Genomic DNA, 22,401 nt, shown 5'->3' with positions numbered 1-22,401 from the left:
TGGTTACGCTTCGCATGCCGGGAGCAGAACGGATAAATTGGTAGGGAGTCCGCCGCTCCCGAGTTTGTGGCGATTCGAGATTCAGGACCATGCCTTTTGAGGATGGATGCACCGAGCATCGCGGACAGCCTTCCCCGGCAGTGCTTCCACTGGACAGTCTTATGATGACGGATCTTTCCCACGGAGGTGAAAGTGAAAAACGTTTCCGGATGTCTGCGACGATGAAAAAGCAGAATCGTGCTTCTGTCGGCCTTCGGTCTTTCGCTTGTCTTCTGCTGTTGCTGCTGATCGGTTCAGCGAAACTGGTTCGGGCGCAGGCTCAGTTCGGTCCTGTGCTGGTTCCTCCTGCTGCGCAGATGCAGGGTCAGGGCCAGGGAGATCCGTCCCGTCGCCTCCCGCGAGACCCGTTGACTCAGGCCTCGGTTCTGAAAGCCGTGCAGGCAATCGAATCTGAAGACGTGACTTCGGGGCTGGAGACTCTCCAGGAGCTGCTGGACGAAGACAGCGATTTCTTCATCAATGAACCGGGACAGCGGCCGCGCTCTTTGTTTCGTGAACTTTCCCTGCTCATTCGTGAGCATCGAGAGGACTATGAACGTCTGTACGGACCCGTTGCAGCCAAACTCCTGTCCGAAGCTCAGACCGACCAGAACAGGGTGCAGCTGGAGGCTGTCAGTCGCAGGTTCGGTTTGACGAATGCCGGCGCGACAGCTTTGCGTGAGCTTGCCAATATCGATCGGGACCGGGGTGAACCGGAACTGGCGGCCCGAAGACTCGAAGAGCTGGCGAGTCATCCCCAGACTGCTGACCCCCGTCCCCTCTTGCTGGAAGCAGCCCTGATCCTGGCTGGAACCGGTCAGGAGAGTCGTGCACAGAGTCTGCTCAGCAGTCATTCGGAAACATTTCCCGCTGACGATCCGGCGTTCGCTGCGCTCAAGTCGGCATCGAAGGATCCCATTCGTGGGGCAGCTGATGCCCGGATCTACGAATGGCGGACACCGTATGGCGATGTCCGTCACACCGGTCAGGCAGCTCCAGCTCCTGCGTTGTTCGATGATGCCTGGAGTGCGACTCTGATTCACGATGAATTCGACTTCCCGGCACTTCTGGTGGCCCCGGATGTCGGGCACCATCTGGCTGAAGAAAGTCGAAATCTGACGACTGCGATTGATCAGCAGGTGCGGGCCAATCCTGCCCGGATCGCGATGCCTGCTGGCCGCCCGTTGATTGTGAATGATCTTGTTATCGCCGCCGGACCGGGTACTGTGAAGGCATTTGACCTCAAGTCCGGGGAGCTGGTCTGGAACGGGGTCGACCTCGATGAAACATTTGATTATCTCGCCAAGCAGTCCTACTCCGCAGGGGAATCCCACGATCCCGTTCGCGAAGAGATGCGGGAACTGTTCGCCAGCGTTCGGGGTTGGCGCGACCTGACGTCTTCTTCGATGAGTACGGACGGTCAGAACGTTTACGCGATTTCCAATTGTCAGCTGGTCGGGACCACCAGTCCCCTGCGGATGATGCAGAACACGCAACGGCATTCGCTGCTTCCCCAGCGGATGAATCGTTTGACCGCTTACAGTCTGGGTGCGGACGGAAAGAAGCTCTGGTCGATAGGAGAACCGGAAGCGGACTGGGGCGCCAGGGACCCCTCCGGCGCGGATGCCGTCATCGAAGCCAGAGAAATCTTTTTCCACGGGGCTCCGTTGCCGGTGCAGGGGCATCTCTATGTGCTGGGTGAAGAACGTGGCCAGATTCAGATTTTCGAGATTGATCCCGCCACAGGTTCGGTGATCTGGTCGCTGGGGTTGTTGAATCCCGATCGGGATCTGGTCTGGGACGATGTCCGCCGGCTGGCCGGTTTGATGCCTGCTTACAGCGACGGTCTGTTGATCTGTCCAACAGGAGAAGGATCGATCACTGCGGTCGACCCCGAGAAGCGACAGGTCGTCTGGACGCACATGTATGCGGAGTCGGTTCCGCCGCTGCGGAATCAGATCATGCTCATGCGGATGATGCGCCCGCAGAATCAGAACGCGGCCCAGTCACGGGAAGAGCTTCTGGCCGATCAGCGCTGGTTCGACTCCCGGGTCATGCTCTCCTCCGATGCGGTGGTCTTCACTCCCCCGGATGATGATGGGCTGGTTTGTCTGAATCTGCGAGATGGAACGGCTCGCTGGAAGATCCCGCTGCAACGCATGCAGATGGTCTATGCACCGACGATTTTCGGAGACAATCTGCTTCTGGTGGGTCGCAGTGAAATCACGTCAATTTCACTGGCAGACGGGACACCGACATGGAAGTCTCCCATTCCCATCCCGGGACCGAGCGGGCGCGGAGTGCGCATGGGAGATCAGTTCCTGCAGCCATTTCTCTCGGGTGAGATTGGAGTCATCGATCTCAAGTCCGGTCGGTTGCTGACGCGCTTGCCGCTGTTGTCCGGTCAGATCCCCGGGAATCTGGTCGCCCACGGCGGACAGCTGATCATGCAGACCTCTACCGGAGTGACCGCGTTTCAATCGAGTGCGATCCTGGAGAAGAAAATCGCAGACCGCCTGCAGGAGAATACAGCTGATCCGGAAGCGCTGGCGATGCGTGGGGAGTGGCGACTGCAGCAGGGAGAGTTCGATGCGGGTCTTTCCGATCTGAAACAGTCGCTGGCTGCCATCAACAGTCAGGCAGCGCAGCAGGTGCTGGCGTGGTCGCTGCTGGATGGATTGAGAACCGACTTCGCGACCTATCGCAATCAGGCTGAAACCATCGAACGAACTCTCGGTTCGCGAAGTCAGCAGCTGCAGTTCCTTCGCACCTATGCTCAGGGGCTGCAGAAGGTGGGCGAGTACGAACCTGCGTTCGAACGCTATCTGGAAGTGCTGCGCATCCTCCCCTGGCCGGAATCACTCAGCGACTTCGATAGCAACTGGGCAGCCACCGACTCCCGCTGGGTGCTCGCTCGTCTGGATGAATTGCTCAGCGTTTCCAATGAAGCGACTCAGAAAAAATTGCGTCAGATCCTGGCGGCATGGGTTCGCAATACGACCGACACCGCATTGGTGCTGCGAGTTCTTCCGGCATTCCCAGCAGGCTGGGTCGACGGCGAAACCATCCTGCGACGACTGGCTGCGACGGAAGGGACAGACGCCAACGCCCATGAGCGGGAAGGGGTTCTGCGGTCGCTTTACGCGAGTTCAGATCCGGTGGTTCGCACGCAGGCCGCTGCCCAGCTGATCCTGCAGGCCCGACGTTATAAGGATGCGGTGACTGCCAGGCAGATGCTGGCACATCTGGAGCTGAAGGATGTGCCGTTGCCGGGAGTGACTCCACAGACGTCATTCGAACTGGCAAAAAAACTGCGTCAGCAAGCGGACTTCGCGGATCTGATTCATCAGGATTTTGTGTGGCCGGATCAGGTTCGTGTGGCCGAAAGTACTCAGGCCCAGATCCGTACCTCGTCGTTCCAGATTCCGCTGTTGGGGGCAGCTTCTCCTCCGTTGCAGGGCTGGAGTTTCTTTCTGGATTCCGGGGGGGCGAACATCGAGATCTTCGATCAGCATGGGCAGCATCGCGGCCGGATTGCCACCAGTTATGGCGGAACGAGATTCGCCTCTGAAGGGGAACTGGGCCGCTATGTCTGCATGCACAACCACCTGGTGCTCGTGGTTCTGCTGGACCGATTTCTGGTACTCGATTTCCTGACAGATCCGCAGTCTCCGAAGATACTTGTCGTTCGCGAATTTGCCCGGGATGACGAAATCGCGTTTGCGGGGCGGGGAGCATTGATGGGCATTCCCCGTCCTGGAACCCGCAGCATGGTTGTGGAGCTTCGGAATGGACGGATGGGCTCCAACGTCGGTCCGCTGACCGACTCTGTGTTGTGCTACGGCTCAGAGAACAACCTGATCGCCATCAACCCGGTGAACGGGGCAGAACTGTGGCGGCGGCGCGACATGCCGATCGGGGCCGAGATCCTGGGGGATGAGAATTACGTCGTCCTCAAACCTTCGGACGGCAGTCCCATCCAGATTCTGCGAGCGACTGACGGCGGGTTCGTGAAATCGATCCCAGCTCTTCCGGAAGGGACGCTCAACTGTCTGACACGCGACTATGGGGACTGGGGGATCGGGCTTCCCGTCGTTGATACTGCGGAGGGAGACATGTTCCGGTTCCGCATGTTCGACCCTGTCAGGGAGACCGCGTTCTGGACTCACACCGCGCCGGCGGGAACTCGCTGGACGATCGTGCAGGGGAAAAAAGTTGCCTTCTTCTCGCCCGACAGAAAGTTGTCGATCCGCGACGGCATGACGGGGAGCGAACTCTTCTCCGCTCAGGTTCCGGTGCAGCAACCGGTCGGACAGATCTCTGTGCTGGAGTTTCCGGATGAATGGATTCTGCTGACGAGTGCGCGCGAGATGAAGCCGTTGAATACGCCGGATTATCTGCCGACGATGCGATCTCGAGAAGTTCTGATGGCGGATGTGGAGGGGCCCGTTGTCGCGCTGGATCGCCAGACCGGGAAAGTCCTCTGGTCGAAGACGCTGCCGAGTCAGGAAATTCTGACTCAAGGTCCAAGCAACTGGCCGTTGCTGGTCTTCAATCGAGTGTGGGGTGCTTCGGAATCGCTGGTGTTGAACCGGGCGACCGGTGATGTCATTCGCCAAAAGCATGGGAATGACGACGGCACCGGGAGCGTCAACTGGATGACGGAGACGCAGCCTCCCCGAATTCAGCTGAAATTCGGTTCCGATCGAGCAACTCTGCTGTTCGGAGCAGGAACTGATACCCCGCCGGCGTCGGACTCACCGACAGCGCCGGAACAGGAAGAGTGAATCAGACTTCCAGAGCGAGTACGGATCTCAGTGGACGACTGAGTCAGCCGGGCGCTGCGCGGCCTGACGGTCTCGTTCAATGCGAGTACCGAGGGCGTCGAAGTTCAGCGGACTTCGCTGGAACTTGTCGGAACGTCGCTGTCGTCACGCTCTTTCAGGATGGCGTTATAGACTTCTTCGCGATGGATGCTGACCTGCTTAGGAGCTTCAATCCCCAGCCGCACCTTGTCCCCCTGAATCGATACGACCATCAGGGTAATTGAATCGCCAATGATGATTTTCTCATCTTGTTTTCGGCTGAGTACCAACATGACTTCCATTCCTCTCGCTTCTGCGGATGATCATCCTTCCTTCATTGGTCGGACGTTGTCCAACCCTAGCTTAGCCTCAGACGCGAGGTGTGGTGGAAAGTCACCATTTCGTGGACAGAATCGCGAAGAGGCTCATTCTGCCGACAGCGACCGCAGCCGCCGGTCCTGACGGCCATGCCACGTGCAACGATTTTCTCGGGGGCTTCCTGGCCGGGACGGACCGGGCTCTTTCGTCAATCGGTGACTCTGTGGACTGAACTCAGATCGTCGATCGAGAACGGGCCGAACGTTTCTCCACGTTCGCCGATCAGCACCAGCTGGCCTCGTTCCGATTTCCGGGCGTCCGGGTATCCCGTTGCGGAGCGGCCGTCATGGCATTCGACCCGGACCGGCAATGTCTCGTTCAGAGTGGTCAGGCCGGCATCGCAAAGATCCGGGAACCGACTCCAGGCCCACAGCCACAGGGTCATCTGCGGAGCGGGACGACCGGCGATGTCCTGCCATTCCTGTTCGGCCAGCAACAGGTCCCGGCGACTGGCAGTCCGGCACCAGGGCTCCAGGACTGTTTCAATCCAGGCTCGGCGGGAAGCAATCAGATCTGAAAACGAGGCCATGGCTTGCGGGCTTTCCTTCCTCGGGCTTTTCAGCGGCAGGGGCCTCGTGGGGGGGCAGGGCCGTTTTCGGCTCCGCGTGTCGGAAAAATCGAATGTTCCCGAGAATTTCACGGTTTCGGGGGACTTATCGAAGATTCGTTCATTTGATCGTATTGGTCCCGGCGGGTACAGTGGGAGGTCTGAAGTTCCCGTCTGAATTGTGACAGAAGCGCAGTTCTCATTGACTGCCGTCGATTCTGGAGAGACACCGATCATGGGTGGATTGCCGTTCCTTCTGGCTCAAGCTACTGAAGAGACGATCCGGTTGCCCTATGTGGCACTGGTCATTGGCTGGTGTATTTTTGTTCCCCTGCTGGTGCTGGTGAACTATCTGACCCAGTCGGGAGTGATTGCCCGCGCGACGACCAAAGAAGCTGTCCGGCAGCCGGTCTTTGTGCTGATGCTTGCTTTGGGGCTCACCGTCATTGTGATGAATGTCTGGGTGCCGTTCTTCTCCATGGGGGACGACACGAAGATGTACATCGACTGCGGTCTGGCGACCGTTCTGATCTGTGCCCTGCTGCACTGTGTCTGGACTGCCAGTATCAGCGTGGCGGAAGAAATTGAAGGGAAGACAGCCATGACGCTGCTGTCCAAGCCGATCAATCGCCGTCAGTTCGTCTTCGGGAAATACGTGGGAATTCTGCAGTCGGCCCTGATCATGATCGCCATTCTTGGGGTCGTGTTCTTCTTCCTGACCTACTACAAGTTCCACTACGATCAGAAGGAAGCTTCTCAGGAACAGACACCGCTGATTTACTGGAAGACGTTCGCCGGATTGCCGTTCCAGCTTCCGAGTATGAACCGTATTTACTTCGAAGTTGCGAGAACTGTCTTTCCGGGACTGACGCTGATCTCCATGGAAGTGGCGGTGATGACGGCTGTCAGCGTCGCGATCTCGACCCGTGTTCCCATGCTGGTGAACATGAGCACCTGTTTTGCCGTGTTCGTCATCGGTCACCTGACTCCGGTGCTGGTGCTTTCCAACGTGCAGAACGTTTTCGTGAAGTTCGTGGCACAGCTGCTGGCCACCATCTTGCCCGGGTTTGAAAACTTCAATATGTCAGCGGCGATCTCCACCGGGAAGGTCATTCCACCTGACTACATTGGCCTGGCAGGCCTGTACTGTCTGGCTTACGTGGCCGCCATGGTCATGCTGGGGTTCCTGCTGTTCGAAGACCGCGATCTGGCATAGTCGACAATGCTTTGTGAATGAAGATCGGGATTTGAAAATCAGTTTTTCAGGAGTCAAAGAGACAAAAAGCAGCTAGGCAGCGGATGCTGAATCGATTCTGATGGAGTGGGGAGAGTTCTGCCTCTCCCGGATGCGGACACATCTTTGAATCTTCTGCCGTGATTGAACCACATGTCTGCGATGATCACTCCCATGCGGCGGCTGGTGACGCGTCGGTCCTGGGTGGACCGGCACGGAATCGCCTTGTTTGCCTGGATTACGGTCGCGTCCGCGTCGATCGTGGCTCTCCTGATCCTGTTGACCCTGCTGGTCGATCTCCTCGTCGCGCGCGGAGCGGGGCAGTTCCGCAGCTCCTCGATCGTTCCTCCCAATGTGGAACCCGATATCGGGCTGCAGATGCAGGCGATTCGGTATGGCACCCTGCCGCTGTGGCGGTGGCTCGGTCCCGTTTGCGACGCGTTCCCTGTGTTGCAGACCACCTCGGGGGCGCTCTCCATCCTGGTGAGCCTCACGCTGGTCACGATCGTGACGTTCTCGTTCGCCCGAGGGCGTGCCCGGGTTCATTCCGCACGGTCGGCTCGTGAACTGGCCACGTGGCTGCGCAGCTCGATTCACCGGCAGACACTGCGACTGGGGCCCAGTGACCTGACCGGGCAGCGCTATCACACCGCTCTCAGACATTTCGTTGACGACGCCGAGTCTGTTCGCGAATCAGCGGCTGAGTGGAGATGGCGCTATGTGCGGTGCTGCTTCTTTCTCCCGCTGCTGACGGTCTGTGTCCTGGCGATCGACTGGAGACTCGGGATCGAATGTCTGGTTCCCACGGTCGCCTGCTGGTTCGTCTTCCGTTATGAACGCAAGCAGGGCCTGACCAAACGATTGATCTCAGAATCCCACGCGGAGACCGAAGTCCGTTTTCTGGCGGAAGGACTCAAGCAGACCCGGCTGGTGCGGGGTTACAACATGGAAGAGTTCGAGCAGACGCTGTTCAACCGGCATCTGGCGAGAATGACGCAGGAAGCTCAGACCGGTCGACGCCTGGAAAGGACAGCCTTATCCACAGCCCGCTTTGTCACCTGGGTGGGACTGACTCTCGTCCTGCTGCTGATCTCGTTGCGGGTGATCTCCGCGACAGCTCCCATCCCGCTGGCGAGTGCCGTAGCGATGATCGTGGCTTTGATTCTGATTGCTGTGGAACTCAACAGCTGGGATCTTCTGGTTCAGTACCGTAAGGAACTGACCGCCAGTGGGGACCGGATCTATCGCTATCTGGACGAAATTCCGGAAGTGGGGCAGGCGGTTGGAGCCAAGTTCATCGAGCCTGTTTCCAAGTCGATCGTCCTGGAATCGGTGCACTATCAGCAGATGGGGCACCAGCTTTTGCGCGGGATCGACCTGCGGATTGAAGCCCGAACGCAGGTGGCCCTGGTCTCGCTCGATCCACTGCTTCCCAAGGCGATCGCCTATCTGATTCCCCGCTTCATCGAACCGACCAAGGGCCGAGTGCTCTTTGACGGCGAAGACATCGCGTGGGGGACTCTGGAATCCATCCGTACTGAAGCTGTTTTTGTCAGCTGTGAAGATCCGGTCCTCTCCGGCACCATCGCTGACAACATCATCTGCGGTGATTCTCGATACACGCTGCAGGACGCGATGGAAGCGGCCAAGCTCGTGCATGTCCACAAGCTGATCTCTGGGATGAAGCAAGGCTACGACACGGTGCTGGGGGAACATGGAGAGCAGCTCGATGTCGGCGCGGCCTTCCGGATCGGACTGGCACGTGCTGCCCTGCGTGATCCTGCGGTCATGATCATCGAGGAGCCGAAGACTCTGCTCGATGACGACACCAAGGCGCTGATCGATGATGCCTTTCAGCGGCTGGCCGCCAAACGCACGATGATTTACCTGCCCGGTCGGCTCACCACCAGCCGCCGCTGCGATCAGGTGGTGATGCTGCACGATGGCCGGATCGAAGCGATCGGGACTCATCAGGAGCTGACCAAAGGGTCGGATCTGTTCCGCCACTGGGACTACGTGACGTTCAACTCCTTCAGTAAGCGATCGCGTCGACTGCAGCAGGCTTAACCACGCAATCACATCTCGGTGAGCGGGAGACATCAGTCTCCCGATGACCGAGGGACTCAGCGACGGACTCATCGGGAGACTCACGTCCCCCCGCTCGCCGGTTTATCCACGCAGACAGGCGAGTGCCGTCTCGGCAGCGGACTTCACGTCCGGACTTTCCGAGCGGGCTGCCTTTTCCAGATCGGGGATTGCGATCGCAGCATGGCTGCCGAGGCCTCCCAGGCTCAGGCAGGCTGCAATCCGCACTTCCATTTCACCGTCGTTCAATGCGTTTTTCAGGGCTTCAGCAGCCTGCTTCTCGCATTCACCCGCGACGGTTCCCAGCGAGACGGCTGCAAACCATCTCAGTTCCCGGTCTGTTTCCGAAAGAGCCGCCGTCAACTTCTGAACGGAAGAGACATCTGCAGGAGCAATGTGAGTCAGTGCTTCAGCGGCATGCAGGCTTGTCATCCCCTGCGAATTGTTCCGCAGTCGCTCGAGTGCAGGGACAGCGTCCATGGCTTCAGGCCCCATCTGCCCGAGCATGTAGGCCGACAGCTGGGCAATTCCCGGATCTGTGTGATCCAGATACTTGGTCAGTGTGTGTACCGAACTCCAGGCATCCCCGGTGATCTGACGCAACGTCCCGGCAGCGTACACGGCCACAACCGGATCCTGATCCTGCATCAGGGAATACACCGCGACAGACGCAGAGCGGGCTTCGGATTTCAGTTCGCCCAGTTCAAACAGGGCTGCCACCCGGTCGCTCGATTCCTTGCTCTCCAGTCTGTCCACGATGGGAATCAGCCCTGGAGCGAGGTTGTCACACAGGCCGGCCAGTCGAGTGGTCTGCCAGTTTTCCTCGGAGGCAACTGTTTTCTCTTCCACAGCGGGTGGACGAGTCAGGTCTGTTGTCTGCCATGCATCCGCATCCGGTTCTGATACAGACGCGACCTGCTCAGATTTCGGCATGGGTTCATCGGCTTCGACAAGAGCCCAGTCGCTGGTCTCCGCTTCCGGTGCCTGCACCTTGTCAAATTCCGGCGAAGATTCGCTGAATGCGACAGAAGTCGGACTGGCGAACTCTTCGGCGGCCTGAGACTGGCCGGTGGGCTTCCACGCACTCTCCTTGCTTTCGATGTCATTGCTGACGATCTGCCAGTCACCGCTGGATCCTGTCGAAGCCCAACCTGGATCTTCCACGGACGCAGGTTGATTCAACATTTCCAGCAGGTTGGCTTTGCTTTTTGCTGCCAGCGACTGTTCGGGAATCGGCGTGGGTGTCAGGTCATTATCCTGTGCCGACTTTTCACCCGGGACTGCGACGATCGGGTGCGTGGACGCTTTCTGCTCAGCCAGCATTTTGGCAAGCTCAGCGTTCTTGCGATGGATTTCGGCAGCGATATCCTTCTGTGCCGCTGGCTCAGCAGGCGCTTTCGGCTTTGAAGCAGACGCGTACATCTGCTGTGGAGCAGTATTGATTCCCGGAGCCGCGTCTTTCTGCAGAGGACGAGCGCCGCTCTTGACTCCCTGCTGGGCGAGCAGATCTCGTTTCAAGGTTGCATCTGGATGCTGGGGCTGTTGTGCGAGCACGTGTTCATACACGCGCATGGCCGCTTCGGGCTTCCCCTCTTTTTCGAATTCCGCAGCGACCGTCATCAGACGGTTCACGCGTGCTTCCCGAGGGTCGGTCGGCTCAGATCGGCTCATCCAGCTGGGCGTGGCACATCCGGAGATGCTCGCCAGCAGGATCGGTGCCAACAATAACGACAGCTTCGAAATACGTCGCATCCTTGCCCCCAATTGAAAGCCCCCCCGGGCTCCCAGCATTGATGTTGGTCAGTGCTATCATTCCTTGAAAGCACACATCCACAGACTGGCCTTCGGCACAATCCGTGATCTTTCTATCGGTCGACTATGATGAAAGCCTGCACGTGAATACTGAAAAATGGCCCCTGCCCGCGTGATCTATCTGGTGAACTTTCCCGAAGTTCCCACGCCCATCCGAATCTGGAGGAACTTGGGGGTCGGCAGATAGGCACCCGGGACCGGATGTGCGTCCATACTCGGCTCAATCTGCTGTTCGGAAAGGATTCGCAGCAGATTGCTGCGGCAGAGCTGTCCGATCAGTCGTTCTCCGTCCAGCACCGGAACGCTGGAGTGCGGGATTTCGCTGAGGAGTCTGGCACCTTCGATCAGACTTGCTGCGGGCGTGAGATATCGGGTGACGGGGGTCATGAGTGCAGCTACCCGCCCTTGTCCATCTCCCCCCAGAAGACGGTATTTCAGGATCTCCTGATCGGGGATCATCCCCAGGATCCTGTCGTCATGATCAGTGACATAAATTTCGCTGGCAGTGCAGCTGATGAGCATCTGTTCCGCATCGGCGATGGGAGTTTCGGGCAACACGGCCACAGGAGTCCGTAATGCGACTTCTCGCACCGTCAGTGCCATGCGATTCATCCTCTTGGTCTATCTAATAGAGTGTTCGCGGGATTGCATCTGGAGCGGCTATCGGCCAGTGCATCACAGTGATGAGCGTCGGGAATATCCGGTCGTCTGCGTGTGATCGGCATAGTTCAGGAATGTTCTGCACCTGCACGTTGACTGTCCGGTGAATCGCGAAAATTTTTTAAATCGGCTTCGCTAATGTCGATGTCATTTCGCCAAGAGTCCATTGCAATTTCTGCATATCGTGAACGCGTGCGGTCAGGCAGTTCTTGCCGGTTTCCGAAGGCCTGATCTTGTCCTTCCGGAGGCAGTGGCGGATAATGCCGAAAGCGGCACAGGAGAGAGCGACGATGAATCCACCGAACGCGAATTCGATCCAGAAACTGTTGGATTCGACGTCAATTTACTGGGTTGGCCTCGGAATTGCTTTTGTGGTTCTCGCAGTCATCGTTCACCGATTACGTGCATGGTATCGGGATGGTGATGATCCTGCCGACGCCGCCGAGGAAATCGTCACCCAAATAGAAGAATTGAAACGGCGGGGTGACCTCACGGACGAAGAATTCCGATCCATCAAGGGTCGGATTTCAGGAGGCCGGGACAGGACAGCGCTCTCGGGAGGGGAACAGGCCCGGGAGGGAAAGAGTGTTCCATGAATCCGATGGTGATTGGGTAAGTTGATTCGCAGGGAATCGCATGACGACTTTCCTGATGAACTTCACCCGGGACTCCATTCAGTGTTGAGACAGTTGTTGTATCCGTTCATGATGACGATCTCAGAATCGATTTTCCGTGGCCAAAACATGGAGGGGGCCGCGGGGCAAGCACTCGTTCGAGCGCGTTCTCGCACGCCAGCGTTAAAGGGTTCTACATGACCTCCAAGGAATTTACGTCCGGCCGTAAAGGGACCGGAAAGAAAAACGCCAACTGTTCCTTCTGCGGCAAGAGCTACCGGGATGTTGGTCCGCTCGTCGAAGGGCCTGGGGACGTGTACATCTGCGGCGAATGCATTGACCTGTGCCAGTCGATTCTCGATCAGGATCGCCGACGGCGTGGCGAGAGCAAGAAGCTGTTCCAGAAGGTGCCGACCCCTCGCGAGATCGTGGCCCACCTGGACAACTTCATTGTCGGACAGATGCACGCCAAGAAGACCATGGCTGTGGCGGTCCACAATCATTACAAGCGTCTCATGCTCTCGCAGGACGTGGACAACGACGTCGAGATCGAGAAGTCAAATATCCTCTTCATCGGACCGACCGGTTCCGGGAAGACCCTGCTCGCCCGCACGATCGCCAAGTTCCTGCAGGTCCCCTTTGCCATCGGTGATGCCACCACCCTCACCGAAGCAGGGTACGTTGGAGAAGACGTTGAGAACCTGATTCTCAAACTCCTCCACTCCGCCGACTTCGATATTGAATCCGCTCAGCGCGGCATCATCTTCATCGACGAGATCGACAAGATCGGCAAGACCAGCCAGAACGTCTCGATTACCCGTGACGTCTCCGGTGAAGGGGTTCAGCAGTCGCTGCTCAAGATGCTGGAAGGAACCGTCTCCAACGTTCCTCCACAAGGGGGACGCAAGCACCCCGAGCAGCAGTATATCCAGGTCGACACCTCGAACATCCTCTTCATCTGCGGCGGAACGTTCGTCGGTCTGGAGAACATCGTTGCGAAACGCCTGGGCCGCAAGATGATCGGCTTTGGACATGAGTCACGCAACGAGGAAGAACAGCGGCGCGAACTGCTGCGGCACGTGACCGTCGAAGACGTTCTTGAATTCGGATTGATCCCCGAACTGCTCGGACGCCTCCCGGTTCTCAGCACGCTGCAGACTCTGACCGAAGACGAGTTGATGCACGTTCTGACCGAACCGAAGAACTCCCTCGTGCAGCAGTACACCAAGCTGTTCGAGATGGAAGGGGCCGAACTGGAATTCCAGCCTCAGGCTCTGCGGGAAATCGCGAGAATTGCCCGGGCGAAAGAAACCGGAGCACGCGGACTGCGAAGCGTGATCGAATCGGTCATGTTCGACATCATGTACGAACTGCCGGAAAAGGAAAAAGGTCATCGTTACCTGATCACTCCGGAAGTTGTCCGCGGAGAGAAGAACCTGTTCACGAAAGATGGTTCGGCAGCAGCTTAAGTTCGGCCGATCTCTTTGAATTGCAGAAAGAACCCCGGGAGCTTTTCCCGGGGTTCTTTGCATTTGGACGCCGTCGAGAATCCAGAACGCACCGGGTACACTTCTGGGACGGCACTGACCCTGCAACGTGAACGGTTTCAGAAACTCGAGCAGACTGGAATTCATCGTGATGCGAAAACGTCATTGGCTGATCGCAGGCTTGTTTCTCTGTCTGACAGCCCCGATTGTTCGTGCTCAGGACGCAGAAGCAGTGACGCTTCCGGCGAAGGATCAGTTCTATCTCTTCCTGCTTGTCGGCCAGTCGAACATGGCGGGACGCGGAGTCGTCAGTGACGAAGATCGGGAAATTCACCCGCGGGTGCTGGTCTTTGATAAGAAGAAGGAATGGATTCCGGCAGCAGACCCGCTGCATTTTGATAGATCGGCAGCCGGGACCGGGCTGGGGAAAACGTTCGCGATCGAGATCGCCAAGGATGATCCCGACGTGACCGTCGGCCTGATTCCATGTGCTGTTGGAGGAACGCCGATTTCTTCCTGGGAGCCCGGCGTATTTGACGCCGCGACGAATACGCATCCCTGGGACGACTGCATGGCCCGCGTGAAAGTGGCTTTGCCCGCTGGCGAGCTCAAGGGGATTCTCTGGCATCAGGGGGAATCCGATTGCAAGCCGGATTTGTCTAAGGTCTATTCAGAGAAGTTGAAAGAACTGGTCGTTCGGTTCCGCCGGGAACTTAATGCCCCCGATGTCCCGTTCATCGTCGGCCAGATGGGCCAGTTTCCAATGCGACCGTGGACGGACTCCCATCGCCAGGTCGACGGCGCGACCCGGGACCTTCCGAATCAGCTACCCCGGATCGGGTATGTGAATTCTGATGGCCTGAATCACAAGGGAGACAGCATCCACTTCGACAGTGCTGCCTATCGCGAACTGGGGCGCAGGTATGCGAACGAATATTTCAGACTGACGGACGAAGAGGCGAAAAGCAGGCACTGATCATCCTCAATGCTCAGAGAGCTGCTTCGTCGTCGTGACCCATCGCTCGTGACGACAGCACTCTTTGCACGGAGCGACGTCATTCATGTTGATAAATTGCCGACAGATGTGGTTCAGGAGTCTGAAGACATGATTCCCGGTCTCCCCAAATTCAATTTCGATACCCCGACTCTGGGGGGCCGACAGTTCTGGGGCGACGTGGTGTTCTTCCAGGGCTATCGGATTCAGCACAATGTTCTGACGAATCATTTTCGACTGCTTGACCCGGGCGATGTTCGAAGGGCATGGGGAGCACGGGAAGACTGCCAGTCAGCACTGGATCGCATCCGGACCGAATTACAGCTTCCGCCGATGACCGGAAAGGCGGTAATCCTCATTCACGGGATCTTCCGGTCCTCTAAATCGCTCGAGACGATTTCCAATCGACTGAAAGAAGAGGGCTACCTCGTCGTCGGTTTCGACTATCCCAGCACGCGTCATGCACTGGTCGACTCGGCTCGGTACCTCGCGAGCGTGATCGAGTCGCTGCAGGGAGTGGAACAGATCGATGTGGTCGTCCACAGCATGGGAGGGCTGCTGCTTCGAACCTATGTGCGGGAGTCTCAGACGCACCCCGACCCGAGGTTGCACCGCGTGGTGATGCTCGGTGTTCCCAATCAGGGAGCCCGCATGGCCAATCTGCTTCAGAACAACTGGCTGTTTCGTGTTGCCTATGGACCCGCCGGGCAGCAACTGGTGGAAGATCCTGAAGGGTTCATTGCCACGCTTCCGGTTCCGAATGCGGAGTTCGCGGTGATTGCAGGAGTGCGGGGAACACCGGATGGGTGGAATCCGTTGATTCCTGGGGACGATGACGGGACTGTGAGTGTTGAGGCGACGAAGTTGCCTGGAGCTGCCGACTTCATCGAGATTCCGTCACTGCATTCACTGATGGTGTGGAATGCCAACGTCATCGACGCCACGGTTCGCTTTCTGAAGACCGGCGCGTTGCGGGAATCGGGGATTCGTGTGCCGATCCCCGTGTCAGACAGTGACGATTCTTCTTCACCAGATGCAGACAACGTCACTCCCCCGAAGAAGTGACGTTGTCGATGGATGGGTTTTGGACGAGCGGTCCGATCAGCGGACAGGAGCCGTATGAACAGCTGCAGCCGGCTGCACTCCCTGTCCGGGGATGGCAGTTCCGGATGTCATCTGAATCTTACGGCCGCCGGTCGATTTGTTGGTGAGGAAGTTGTCGACCCGGGCCTGTTCTTTGATTTCTGTAAAGACCTTGGCGACGGCCTGCTGGGTTCGTTCTTCCATCAGCTGGGCGTACAGGTCGTTCCAGACATCCTTGATGTCGGTGACGACGGGCTCGGTGAAGCCTTCGCACTTGAGGATGATGTATCGGTTTTCCACATCCGGGAGCTGAATGACGGGAGAGATCTCGCCCACCTTCATCCGGAATGCCTGCTCTTCAACCTGCTTGTTGTCCCCGTGTCGACGGATGGGGGGAATGACCCCGCCCAGCGGACGAGTGTTGGGGTCGGCAGAGTACTCGCGTGCCAGACGATCGAAGTCATCTGGATTGGCTTTGCACTGTTCCCAGATCATGCTGGCATGACGAATGTTTCCACTCACGAGAATCAGACGGGCCTTTACGCGTGGACCGTAATTGCTCTCGAAGCCCTTCTTCATGTCCTCTTCGGAAATCTGGATGTCCTGGCCAGCGAGCTTTCTCAAGGCGATCATCGGCCAGATCACGTCCTGATGATACTGATCACGGGTCAGGTGCCGTTCGGCTTCCAGCATCTTGTACCAGGTGTCGAGCGGAAGATTGAACTTCTCAGCGGTCTTCTTGACTTCGGCTTCCACTTCCGCAGCCGAGACGACGACGCCGCGGGTTTCGCATTCCTGCTGAATGATCAATCGATTGACCAGCGTATCGAGAACTTCGGTTCCGTGACGGGCCACGCATTCCCGAGCGAGCACGTCATAACCGATGGATTGTCCATTCACTTTGGCCATCGCCCGATTGGTGGCAGGAGCGGAAGTGAGCGAGGCTTTCCCTGTCTCGGCTGGCGCCGTCTGGGAAGCGGCCGGTTGAGCCCGGAAGAACTGCAACCAGACTCCCGCCACGACCAGAAGTACGCAGGTTCCTGCAACGGCCGTAAGGAGTTTTCCTCGTGATTTCGGTGATGCAGCAGGCTGTGCGGAGTGAATCCGTTCACTCATAATCTGGACTCCAGCAAGGAAATTTCGGGGCAATTCCATGTTTATCTGCCGCATCCCGCCACGCGGAGAACGGCATTTCATCAGTCGAAAATCAGCTCGCGAGCCCCACAACGTTCATGTGGGTCAGGATGTGACCATCCAGGTCACGGACCTTCCGCAGCGTGTCAACGACCAATGACGAGGGCGATTTAGCGAAATCTGCAAATTCAGGTCAAGATCAATCGATCAAGTGCCGACACGCCCCCCGCTGTTGTTGAGGGGAGCATGTCCGGAGTTGATGTCCACGAATGACCATGGACCGCTGAAGCCTTGCCTACTGGAAATACTCCACAGCGTTGCGGAAGACCTGGAATCCGGCCCCTTCGCCGCGAAGTCCCAGCCGAGTCCAGCGGGGATGCTGCGTCGCGAACAGGAATCGTTCCGGATGAGGCATTAAACCGAGAACGCGTCCGCTGGGATCGCCCAGCCCCGCGATGTTCTCAATCGATCCATTGGGGTTCTGTGGGAACGGGAGCAACTCGGAATCGGAAGCGGATTCCGTTTCGCCGGTGTAGCGAAGCGCGATCTGATCCGCGTCTTCCCAGGCCTTGACCACAGCCGGATCGGTGACGACAAGGCGTCCTTCACCATGGGCAATCGGGCAGTCCAGCGTCTCAATTCCTCGCAGAAAGACGTTCTTCTTCGAGCAATTCTTCAGCTTGACCCACAAGTCGGTATATCGCCCATTCGCATTCCATGTCAGCGTGGCCTGAGGTGCGGATTCTTTTTCGCTGGACCAGCCTGCTGCTCCTCCGGGAAGGATTCCGGCTTTTAGCAGCACCTGGAATCCGTTGCAGATCCCCAGGGTGAGAGTGTCCCGGTTGAGGAATTCGCCAATCGCGTCACCGAGCCGATTCTTCAGCTGGCTGCTGAAGACGACTCCGGCCCCCACGTCGTCGCCGTAGCTGAACCCTCCCGGGATGCAGAGCACCTGGAAATTCTGGAGAATTTCGGGCTGTTCCAGCACGCGAAACAGGTGCAGCCGTTCGGCTTCCGCACCGCAGTGGGTGAATGCAAAGGCGGTTTCGTGATCGCAGTTGGTGCCCGGGGCTCGCAGCACGCAGACACGGGGAGTGGCCATGGAAGTCTTGATCCTCATTCGGGGGGCGAAACAGGCATTTTAGTTGCCTGCCTCTGAAATCGAAAGCGGTGGGTTCCCCGCTTTTTTGAAGTTCGGACTCCACGACAAGATGTGACTATCTAACACGTTACGAATGCATGGACGAATTCGAAAAGGATCCGGACACGCGGAATTGCTGCCAGAAAATCATGGACAGTGTCCCGGCGGGCGGCGCTGCAAAATCGCCGTAGGAGAGTCGCGACAAGGGAGTTAAACTCTCGACGGATTCGCCGGAATGAGGAGTTGGACCTGCCGGCATCTCTCCCCCTTCAAGGAGGAAGGGCTCGCGATGACAAACTTTCGACACAACTTTCGAATCGCCGGTTTCGTACCGAATATACGCAGCTGGACCTGCAGTCGTGGGCTGCTGGTCTGTCTGACTCTGTTGATGACAGGGATGGGAAGAGACGTTCGCGCCCAGGAGGATGCTCCTCAGGTCACCGCTCAGGTGATCGATCCGACTCCGCTTCAGGATGACGCCACCCTGCGCGATGTTGCGATCATGGGAGGGGCACGGATCTGGGCTGTCGGTGACCGGGGAGCGATCTGGAAATCGGAAGACGGCGGAGCGAGCTGGAAATTCATTTCGGTCTCTCCGATGCTGGAACGATATTCACTGCACAGCGTCTGCTTCCTGACCGACCGTGTCGGCTGGATTGCCGGAGGGACGGTTCTGCCTGTGGGCGGGACTTCGGTGGGTGTCGTGCTGTCGACGCTTGATGGCGGGGCGACCTGGACGGTCAGGCAGACCGCGAATCTGCCTTATCTCAAGTACGTTCGATTCTTCGATCTGGAAAACGGAATCGCTGCGGGAGACCGATCCACTGCATTCCCGTCTGGTGTTCTCCAAACCACCGACGGCGGATTGACCTGGACCCCCATGCAGGCACCTGCTTCGGGATATTGGAATGCAGCCGCGTTCACTTCGGCTCAGACGGGACTGCTTGCAGGTGACTACGGACATCAAGCGGTGGTGGCGCGCGGGGCGGTACTCAATCGAAGCGTGGCCGGTTCAGGGCTCCGTGCCTTTCATGGAGCCTCACTCGATACGGGCGGACGGGGCTGGTTGACCGGAGATGGCTGTTATCTCTTCCGGACAGATAACGGCGGAGCTTCCTGGAAGCCGATTCACCCTCAACTTCCTCCTGAGCTCGAAGACTTTTCGAACTTCCGCAGCGTCACACATGCTGGTGACCATACCTGGGTGGTGGGAAGTCCCGGGTCGGTCATCTGGCATTCGTCCGATTCCGGGAATACGTGGGAGGCTCAGTCGACCGGCGATCCGGTCCCGCTGCAGTCGGTCCGATTTATTAATCCACAGCAAGGTGCTGCAGTTGGAGAACTGGGGCGCATTATTTTGACCAATGATGGCGGCAAGACGTGGACCCCAGTTCGGGGAGCAGGTCGACGCCTTGCCTGTCTGGCTGTGCAGACACACTTCGAGTCTGCTGCGATTCCCTTTCTGACCCGCTGGGCTCATGAAGAGGGTTATCGTTCCGCTGTCATGATCGCCACGCGCAAAGATACCGGGGACGATGCGCACATCGCCCGACAGGCTGACTTTCGACTCTCTCACGCGGTGCAGTCTGCTGGAGGAAACCGGGGGTGGATCGACTGGCGGCTTCCCATCGGACTGCCAAATCTCGAAAAGGACCGCGAGAAGCTGATCCGTGAATGGACGCTTCTGACAGATAAGCGACTGACCGAAGTCTTGCTGGAAAGTCTGGTCGCTGAGATTCGCATCTGGCGGCCTTCTCTACTTCTCATCGACGAATCTGCATCAGGGGAGTTCGCTTCTGATCTGATTCAACGGGCAGTGACGAAGGCGATGGAACAGGCGGCCGACTCAGCCTATGCACTTGATCAGCAGCACTATGCATCCTTGCAGCCGTGGAGTGTGAAGAAGCTGGTGATGCAGAAAGCCCAGCCGACTCCCGGATGCATCACCCAGGATCCATTGGAAGTGTTACCGCGTGTCGGTAAGACTCTTGAGCTTGCTGCTTCGGATGCACTGGGACAATTGGCTGCCGGACAGAATGCCATTGTCCCGGGGTGCAGTTATCTGGTGCTGCGAACCAACGGCAAGGAACCGCTTTCGGAGAAGAATCTCCTGGGTGATCTGGCGATCCCCTTCGGCTCGGACGCCCGCAGGGCTCAGACGATCATCACCACACAGGACTATGAAAAGCTGTTACAGCAGTCGCAGCATCGGCGGAGGATCACCGCGATCAGCGACCGCATGACCGCTTCGCCCGCTCAGGCAGGGCAGTTGCTCGGGCAATTGAAAGAGATCATCGCTCCGTTGTCTCCCGAACAGGCTGCCCAGCAACTGGCATCACTCGGACTGATGTACCACACGCGAGGTGAATGGGCGTTAGCAGAGTCGATCTATACGGAGTTGATCACCCGTTACCCCGACCAGCCGGTGGCTGTCGATGCGATGCTCTGGCTGATGCGGTACTGGACCAGCGCCGAAATGAACTGGCAGCGGCTGCGAACCATGCAGGCGACCGGATCGATTGTGCGTGCGGGTGGCGGCATGGACTCGGGTGTCGCACAGGCCAAGCTGGAAGAGGCGATTCAGGTCTTCCGTGATCAGAAGACGAAAACCGCCGCCACTTTGAATACGCCGACTCTTTCAGCTCCCACTTCCGAAGAGTCTCAGCCCCTGGTGCTTGCGAATGGAAGCGTGCAGTCGTTTCAGGGGGGCAGTGGAAATTCTGTCAGTCAGACCGACATGCAGCTGCGCCGCTGGCAGTTATCCGCAATGTCTGTCGCAAACGGGCTGCGGGATGCTTATCCCCATTACTTCGAAAAGCCGGAGATGCAGTTCCTCACCGCTGCACTGCATCGGCGTCGCAATGAAAACAAGAAAGCGGACGAGATCTACGGGGAGTTTCTGAAGACACTCAGTGACGATCCATGGAACATTGCAGCCCGGGGAGAAGCATACCTGCTGCGGCCCGGAGTTCAGTCACCCAAACCGATTGTGGCATGCAGGCAGACCCGTACCCCACCGATCCTGGACGGCATTCTCTCGGACGACTGCTGGAAAGATGCCACTGAAATTCGACTGACAGAGAAGTCTGCTGCCGAGACCTATGTCGGCGCGGCCGTTCAGTCGAACGGACGAAGCACACGCACCGGAGCACAGCCGGTCGTCTTTCTCACGTACGATGAGAAATTTCTCTACATCGCAGCGAGCGTCCCGATTCATGCGGAACTTCCACAGGACCCGCCGGAGAGGGCAGGCCGGGAACATGACGCCAATCTGGATGCGTTTGATTACCTGAGTCTGCAACTCGACGTCGACCGGGACTACTCCACGTTTTACCGGTTTGAAGTCGATCAGCGTGGACAGACCCGCGAAGCCTGCTGGGACAACTGGGCCTACAATCCCAAATGGTATTGTGCGACGACGCGGGAAGTGGACGCCTGGAGACTGGAATGTGCGATCCCGCTGGAAGAACTGCTTCCTCCGGAACGGATCGTCGGAACCAGCTGGGGGATGGGAATCACCCGGATTCTGCCGGGAATCGGCTCGCAGAGCTGGACGTCAGCGGGGGCCACGGTCCCTCAGCCGGCGTTGTTCGGGTTAATTCGATTCGAGTAAATCATGCTGCCTGACGAAAGATGTGGCTGATGGTTGTGAGGTTGCAGGAGGAGTCTAGAATACACCTCAGAGGACATTGCCACTAACAACAATCAGCCAGAGGAGTCTCCGAAATGGCATATACCCTGCCAGAACTTCCATATGCGTACAGCGCGCTCGAGCCCCATATCGATGCCCGTACCATGGAAATTCACCACACCAAGCATCATCAGGCCTACATCACCAATGTGAACAAGGCACTGGAAGGGCACCCGGAACTGGCTGCCAAGTCCATCTGCGACCTGATGAAAGATCTGGCTGCCGTTCCTGAATCAATCCGCACAGCTGTTCGCAATAACGGGGGTGGACACTGGAACCACTCCATGTTCTGGACCATCATGAAGCCCAACGGCGGCGGTGAGCCGACCGGAGAACTTGCAGAAGCCATCAAGTCGGAGCTGGGCGGTTTCGACAAGTTCAAGACCGATTTCGCAGCTGCGGCAGCCACCCGCTTCGGCAGCGGCTGGGCCTGGCTGACCGTCGATGGCGGCAAGCTGAAGATTGAAAGCACTCCGAATCAGGATACTCCACTGTCCGAAGGTCGCACTCCGATTCTCGGACTCGACGTCTGGGAACACGCGTACTACCTGAACTATCAGAACCGTCGTCCCGATTACGTCACCGCATTCTGGAACGTGATCAACTGGGACGAAGTGGCCCGTCGCTATGCAAAGGCCAAAGCGAAGTAGGGTGATCTTCGCTGAATGTGATCCAGTCGAAATCCCGCGCGAGCAGC

Annotated in this window: 14 protein-coding genes; 8 read left to right on the top strand and 6 right to left on the bottom strand. The window is 57.9% G+C overall.

Annotated elements, in window-relative coordinates:
* Positions 1-221: 221 nt before the first annotated feature.
* Positions 222-4,826, top strand: coding sequence for an outer membrane protein assembly factor BamB family protein (locus tag SH661x_RS23705; RefSeq protein ID WP_437226734.1), 4,605 nt, complete (start codon positions 222-224; stop codon positions 4,824-4,826).
* A gap of 104 nt (positions 4,827-4,930) precedes the next feature.
* Here SH661x_RS23705 and csrA read toward each other — a convergent pair whose 3' ends face one another.
* Together csrA and SH661x_RS23695 are read right to left on the bottom strand one after the other, a co-directional pair.
* On the bottom strand, positions 4,931-5,137 hold the full coding sequence (gene csrA, locus SH661x_RS23700; protein ID WP_437226732.1) for a carbon storage regulator CsrA: 207 nt from the start codon (positions 5,135-5,137) through the stop codon (positions 4,931-4,933).
* A gap of 233 nt (positions 5,138-5,370) precedes the next feature.
* Positions 5,371-5,751 carry a hypothetical protein gene (locus SH661x_RS23695; protein WP_437226730.1) on the bottom strand — a complete coding sequence of 127 codons (381 nt, stop codon included), beginning with the start codon at positions 5,749-5,751 and terminating at the stop codon, positions 5,371-5,373.
* Between the two features lie 253 nt (positions 5,752-6,004).
* Between SH661x_RS23695 and SH661x_RS23690 the strand changes: the two genes are divergently transcribed.
* Together SH661x_RS23690 and SH661x_RS23685 are read left to right on the top strand one after the other, a co-directional pair.
* Positions 6,005-6,985 carry an ABC transporter permease gene (locus SH661x_RS23690; protein ID WP_437226728.1) on the top strand — a complete coding sequence of 327 codons (981 nt, stop codon included), beginning with the start codon at positions 6,005-6,007 and terminating at the stop codon, positions 6,983-6,985.
* 171 nt (positions 6,986-7,156) lie between these two features.
* Complete coding sequence (locus SH661x_RS23685; protein ID WP_437226725.1) at positions 7,157-9,070, top strand: ATP-binding cassette domain-containing protein; 1,914 nt, start codon at positions 7,157-7,159, stop codon at positions 9,068-9,070.
* Between the two features lie 102 nt (positions 9,071-9,172).
* Here SH661x_RS23685 and SH661x_RS23680 read toward each other — a convergent pair whose 3' ends face one another.
* Positions 9,173-10,840 (bottom strand): HEAT repeat domain-containing protein, encoded by a 1,668-nt coding sequence (locus SH661x_RS23680; protein ID WP_437226723.1) that lies wholly within the window; start codon positions 10,838-10,840, stop codon positions 9,173-9,175.
* Between the two features lie 177 nt (positions 10,841-11,017).
* Positions 11,018-11,503, bottom strand: coding sequence for a CBS domain-containing protein (locus SH661x_RS23675; RefSeq protein WP_437226721.1), 486 nt, complete (start codon positions 11,501-11,503; stop codon positions 11,018-11,020).
* Positions 11,504-12,371: 868 nt separating this feature from the next.
* Here SH661x_RS23675 and clpX point away from each other — a divergent pair.
* From clpX to SH661x_RS23660, 3 genes are all read left to right on the top strand, one after another.
* Positions 12,372-13,643 carry an ATP-dependent Clp protease ATP-binding subunit ClpX gene (clpX, locus tag SH661x_RS23670; RefSeq protein WP_437226718.1) on the top strand — a complete coding sequence of 424 codons (1,272 nt, stop codon included), beginning with the start codon at positions 12,372-12,374 and terminating at the stop codon, positions 13,641-13,643.
* A gap of 169 nt (positions 13,644-13,812) precedes the next feature.
* Complete coding sequence (locus SH661x_RS23665) at positions 13,813-14,637, top strand: sialate O-acetylesterase (RefSeq protein WP_437226716.1); 825 nt, start codon at positions 13,813-13,815, stop codon at positions 14,635-14,637.
* 9 nt (positions 14,638-14,646) lie between these two features.
* Positions 14,647-15,720: an esterase/lipase family protein gene (locus SH661x_RS23660; protein WP_437226714.1), complete on the top strand. Its 1,074-nt coding sequence runs from the start codon at positions 14,647-14,649 to the stop codon at positions 15,718-15,720.
* Between the two features lie 36 nt (positions 15,721-15,756).
* Here SH661x_RS23660 and SH661x_RS23655 read toward each other — a convergent pair whose 3' ends face one another.
* Together SH661x_RS23655 and SH661x_RS23650 are read right to left on the bottom strand one after the other, a co-directional pair.
* Positions 15,757-16,854: a peptidylprolyl isomerase gene (locus SH661x_RS23655; protein WP_437226711.1), complete on the bottom strand. Its 1,098-nt coding sequence runs from the start codon at positions 16,852-16,854 to the stop codon at positions 15,757-15,759.
* 313 nt (positions 16,855-17,167) lie between these two features.
* Positions 17,168-17,974, bottom strand: a complete 807-nt coding sequence (locus SH661x_RS23650; RefSeq protein WP_437226709.1) for a phosphoribosylformylglycinamidine synthase subunit PurQ — start codon at positions 17,972-17,974, stop codon at positions 17,168-17,170.
* Positions 17,975-18,302: 328 nt separating this feature from the next.
* Between SH661x_RS23650 and SH661x_RS23645 the strand changes: the two genes are divergently transcribed.
* Positions 18,303-21,626: a YCF48-related protein gene (locus SH661x_RS23645; RefSeq protein WP_437226706.1), complete on the top strand. Its 3,324-nt coding sequence runs from the start codon at positions 18,303-18,305 to the stop codon at positions 21,624-21,626.
* 113 nt (positions 21,627-21,739) lie between these two features.
* Positions 21,740-22,354: a superoxide dismutase gene (locus SH661x_RS23640; RefSeq protein ID WP_437226704.1), complete on the top strand. Its 615-nt coding sequence runs from the start codon at positions 21,740-21,742 to the stop codon at positions 22,352-22,354.
* The last annotated feature ends 47 nt before the right edge of the window (positions 22,355-22,401 follow it).

The organism is Planctomicrobium stercoris (assembly GCF_051465655.1).
Taxonomy (GTDB): domain Bacteria; phylum Planctomycetota; class Planctomycetia; order Planctomycetales; family Planctomycetaceae; genus Planctomicrobium.
Note: the sequence above shows the minus strand (reverse complement) of the source record. Positions and strands in the feature narration are given on the sequence as shown.

What these genes read in the sequence shown, in the direction of transcription:
- SH661x_RS23695 (WP_437226730.1), bottom strand. Translation starts at nt 5,751, where the DNA reads ATGGCCTCGTTTTCAGATCTGATTGCTTCCCGCCGAGCCTGGATTGAA.
- SH661x_RS23690 (WP_437226728.1), top strand. Translation starts at nt 6,005, where the DNA reads ATGGGTGGATTGCCGTTCCTTCTGGCTCAAGCTACTGAAGAGACGATC.
- SH661x_RS23645 (WP_437226706.1), top strand. Translation starts at nt 18,303, where the DNA reads ATGACAAACTTTCGACACAACTTTCGAATCGCCGGTTTCGTACCGAAT.
- SH661x_RS23640 (WP_437226704.1), top strand. Translation starts at nt 21,740, where the DNA reads ATGGCATATACCCTGCCAGAACTTCCATATGCGTACAGCGCGCTCGAG.
- SH661x_RS23705 (WP_437226734.1), top strand. Translation starts at nt 222, where the DNA reads ATGAAAAAGCAGAATCGTGCTTCTGTCGGCCTTCGGTCTTTCGCTTGT.
- SH661x_RS23650 (WP_437226709.1), bottom strand. Translation starts at nt 17,974, where the DNA reads ATGGCCACTCCCCGTGTCTGCGTGCTGCGAGCCCCGGGCACCAACTGC.
- csrA (WP_437226732.1), bottom strand. Translation starts at nt 5,137, where the DNA reads ATGTTGGTACTCAGCCGAAAACAAGATGAGAAAATCATCATTGGCGAT.
- SH661x_RS23675 (WP_437226721.1), bottom strand. Translation starts at nt 11,503, where the DNA reads ATGGCACTGACGGTGCGAGAAGTCGCATTACGGACTCCTGTGGCCGTG.
- SH661x_RS23660 (WP_437226714.1), top strand. Translation starts at nt 14,647, where the DNA reads ATGCTCAGAGAGCTGCTTCGTCGTCGTGACCCATCGCTCGTGACGACA.
- SH661x_RS23680 (WP_437226723.1), bottom strand. Translation starts at nt 10,840, where the DNA reads ATGCGACGTATTTCGAAGCTGTCGTTATTGTTGGCACCGATCCTGCTG.
- clpX (WP_437226718.1), top strand. Translation starts at nt 12,372, where the DNA reads ATGACCTCCAAGGAATTTACGTCCGGCCGTAAAGGGACCGGAAAGAAA.
- SH661x_RS23665 (WP_437226716.1), top strand. Translation starts at nt 13,813, where the DNA reads ATGCGAAAACGTCATTGGCTGATCGCAGGCTTGTTTCTCTGTCTGACA.
- SH661x_RS23655 (WP_437226711.1), bottom strand. Translation starts at nt 16,854, where the DNA reads ATGAGTGAACGGATTCACTCCGCACAGCCTGCTGCATCACCGAAATCA.
- SH661x_RS23685 (WP_437226725.1), top strand. Translation starts at nt 7,157, where the DNA reads ATGTCTGCGATGATCACTCCCATGCGGCGGCTGGTGACGCGTCGGTCC.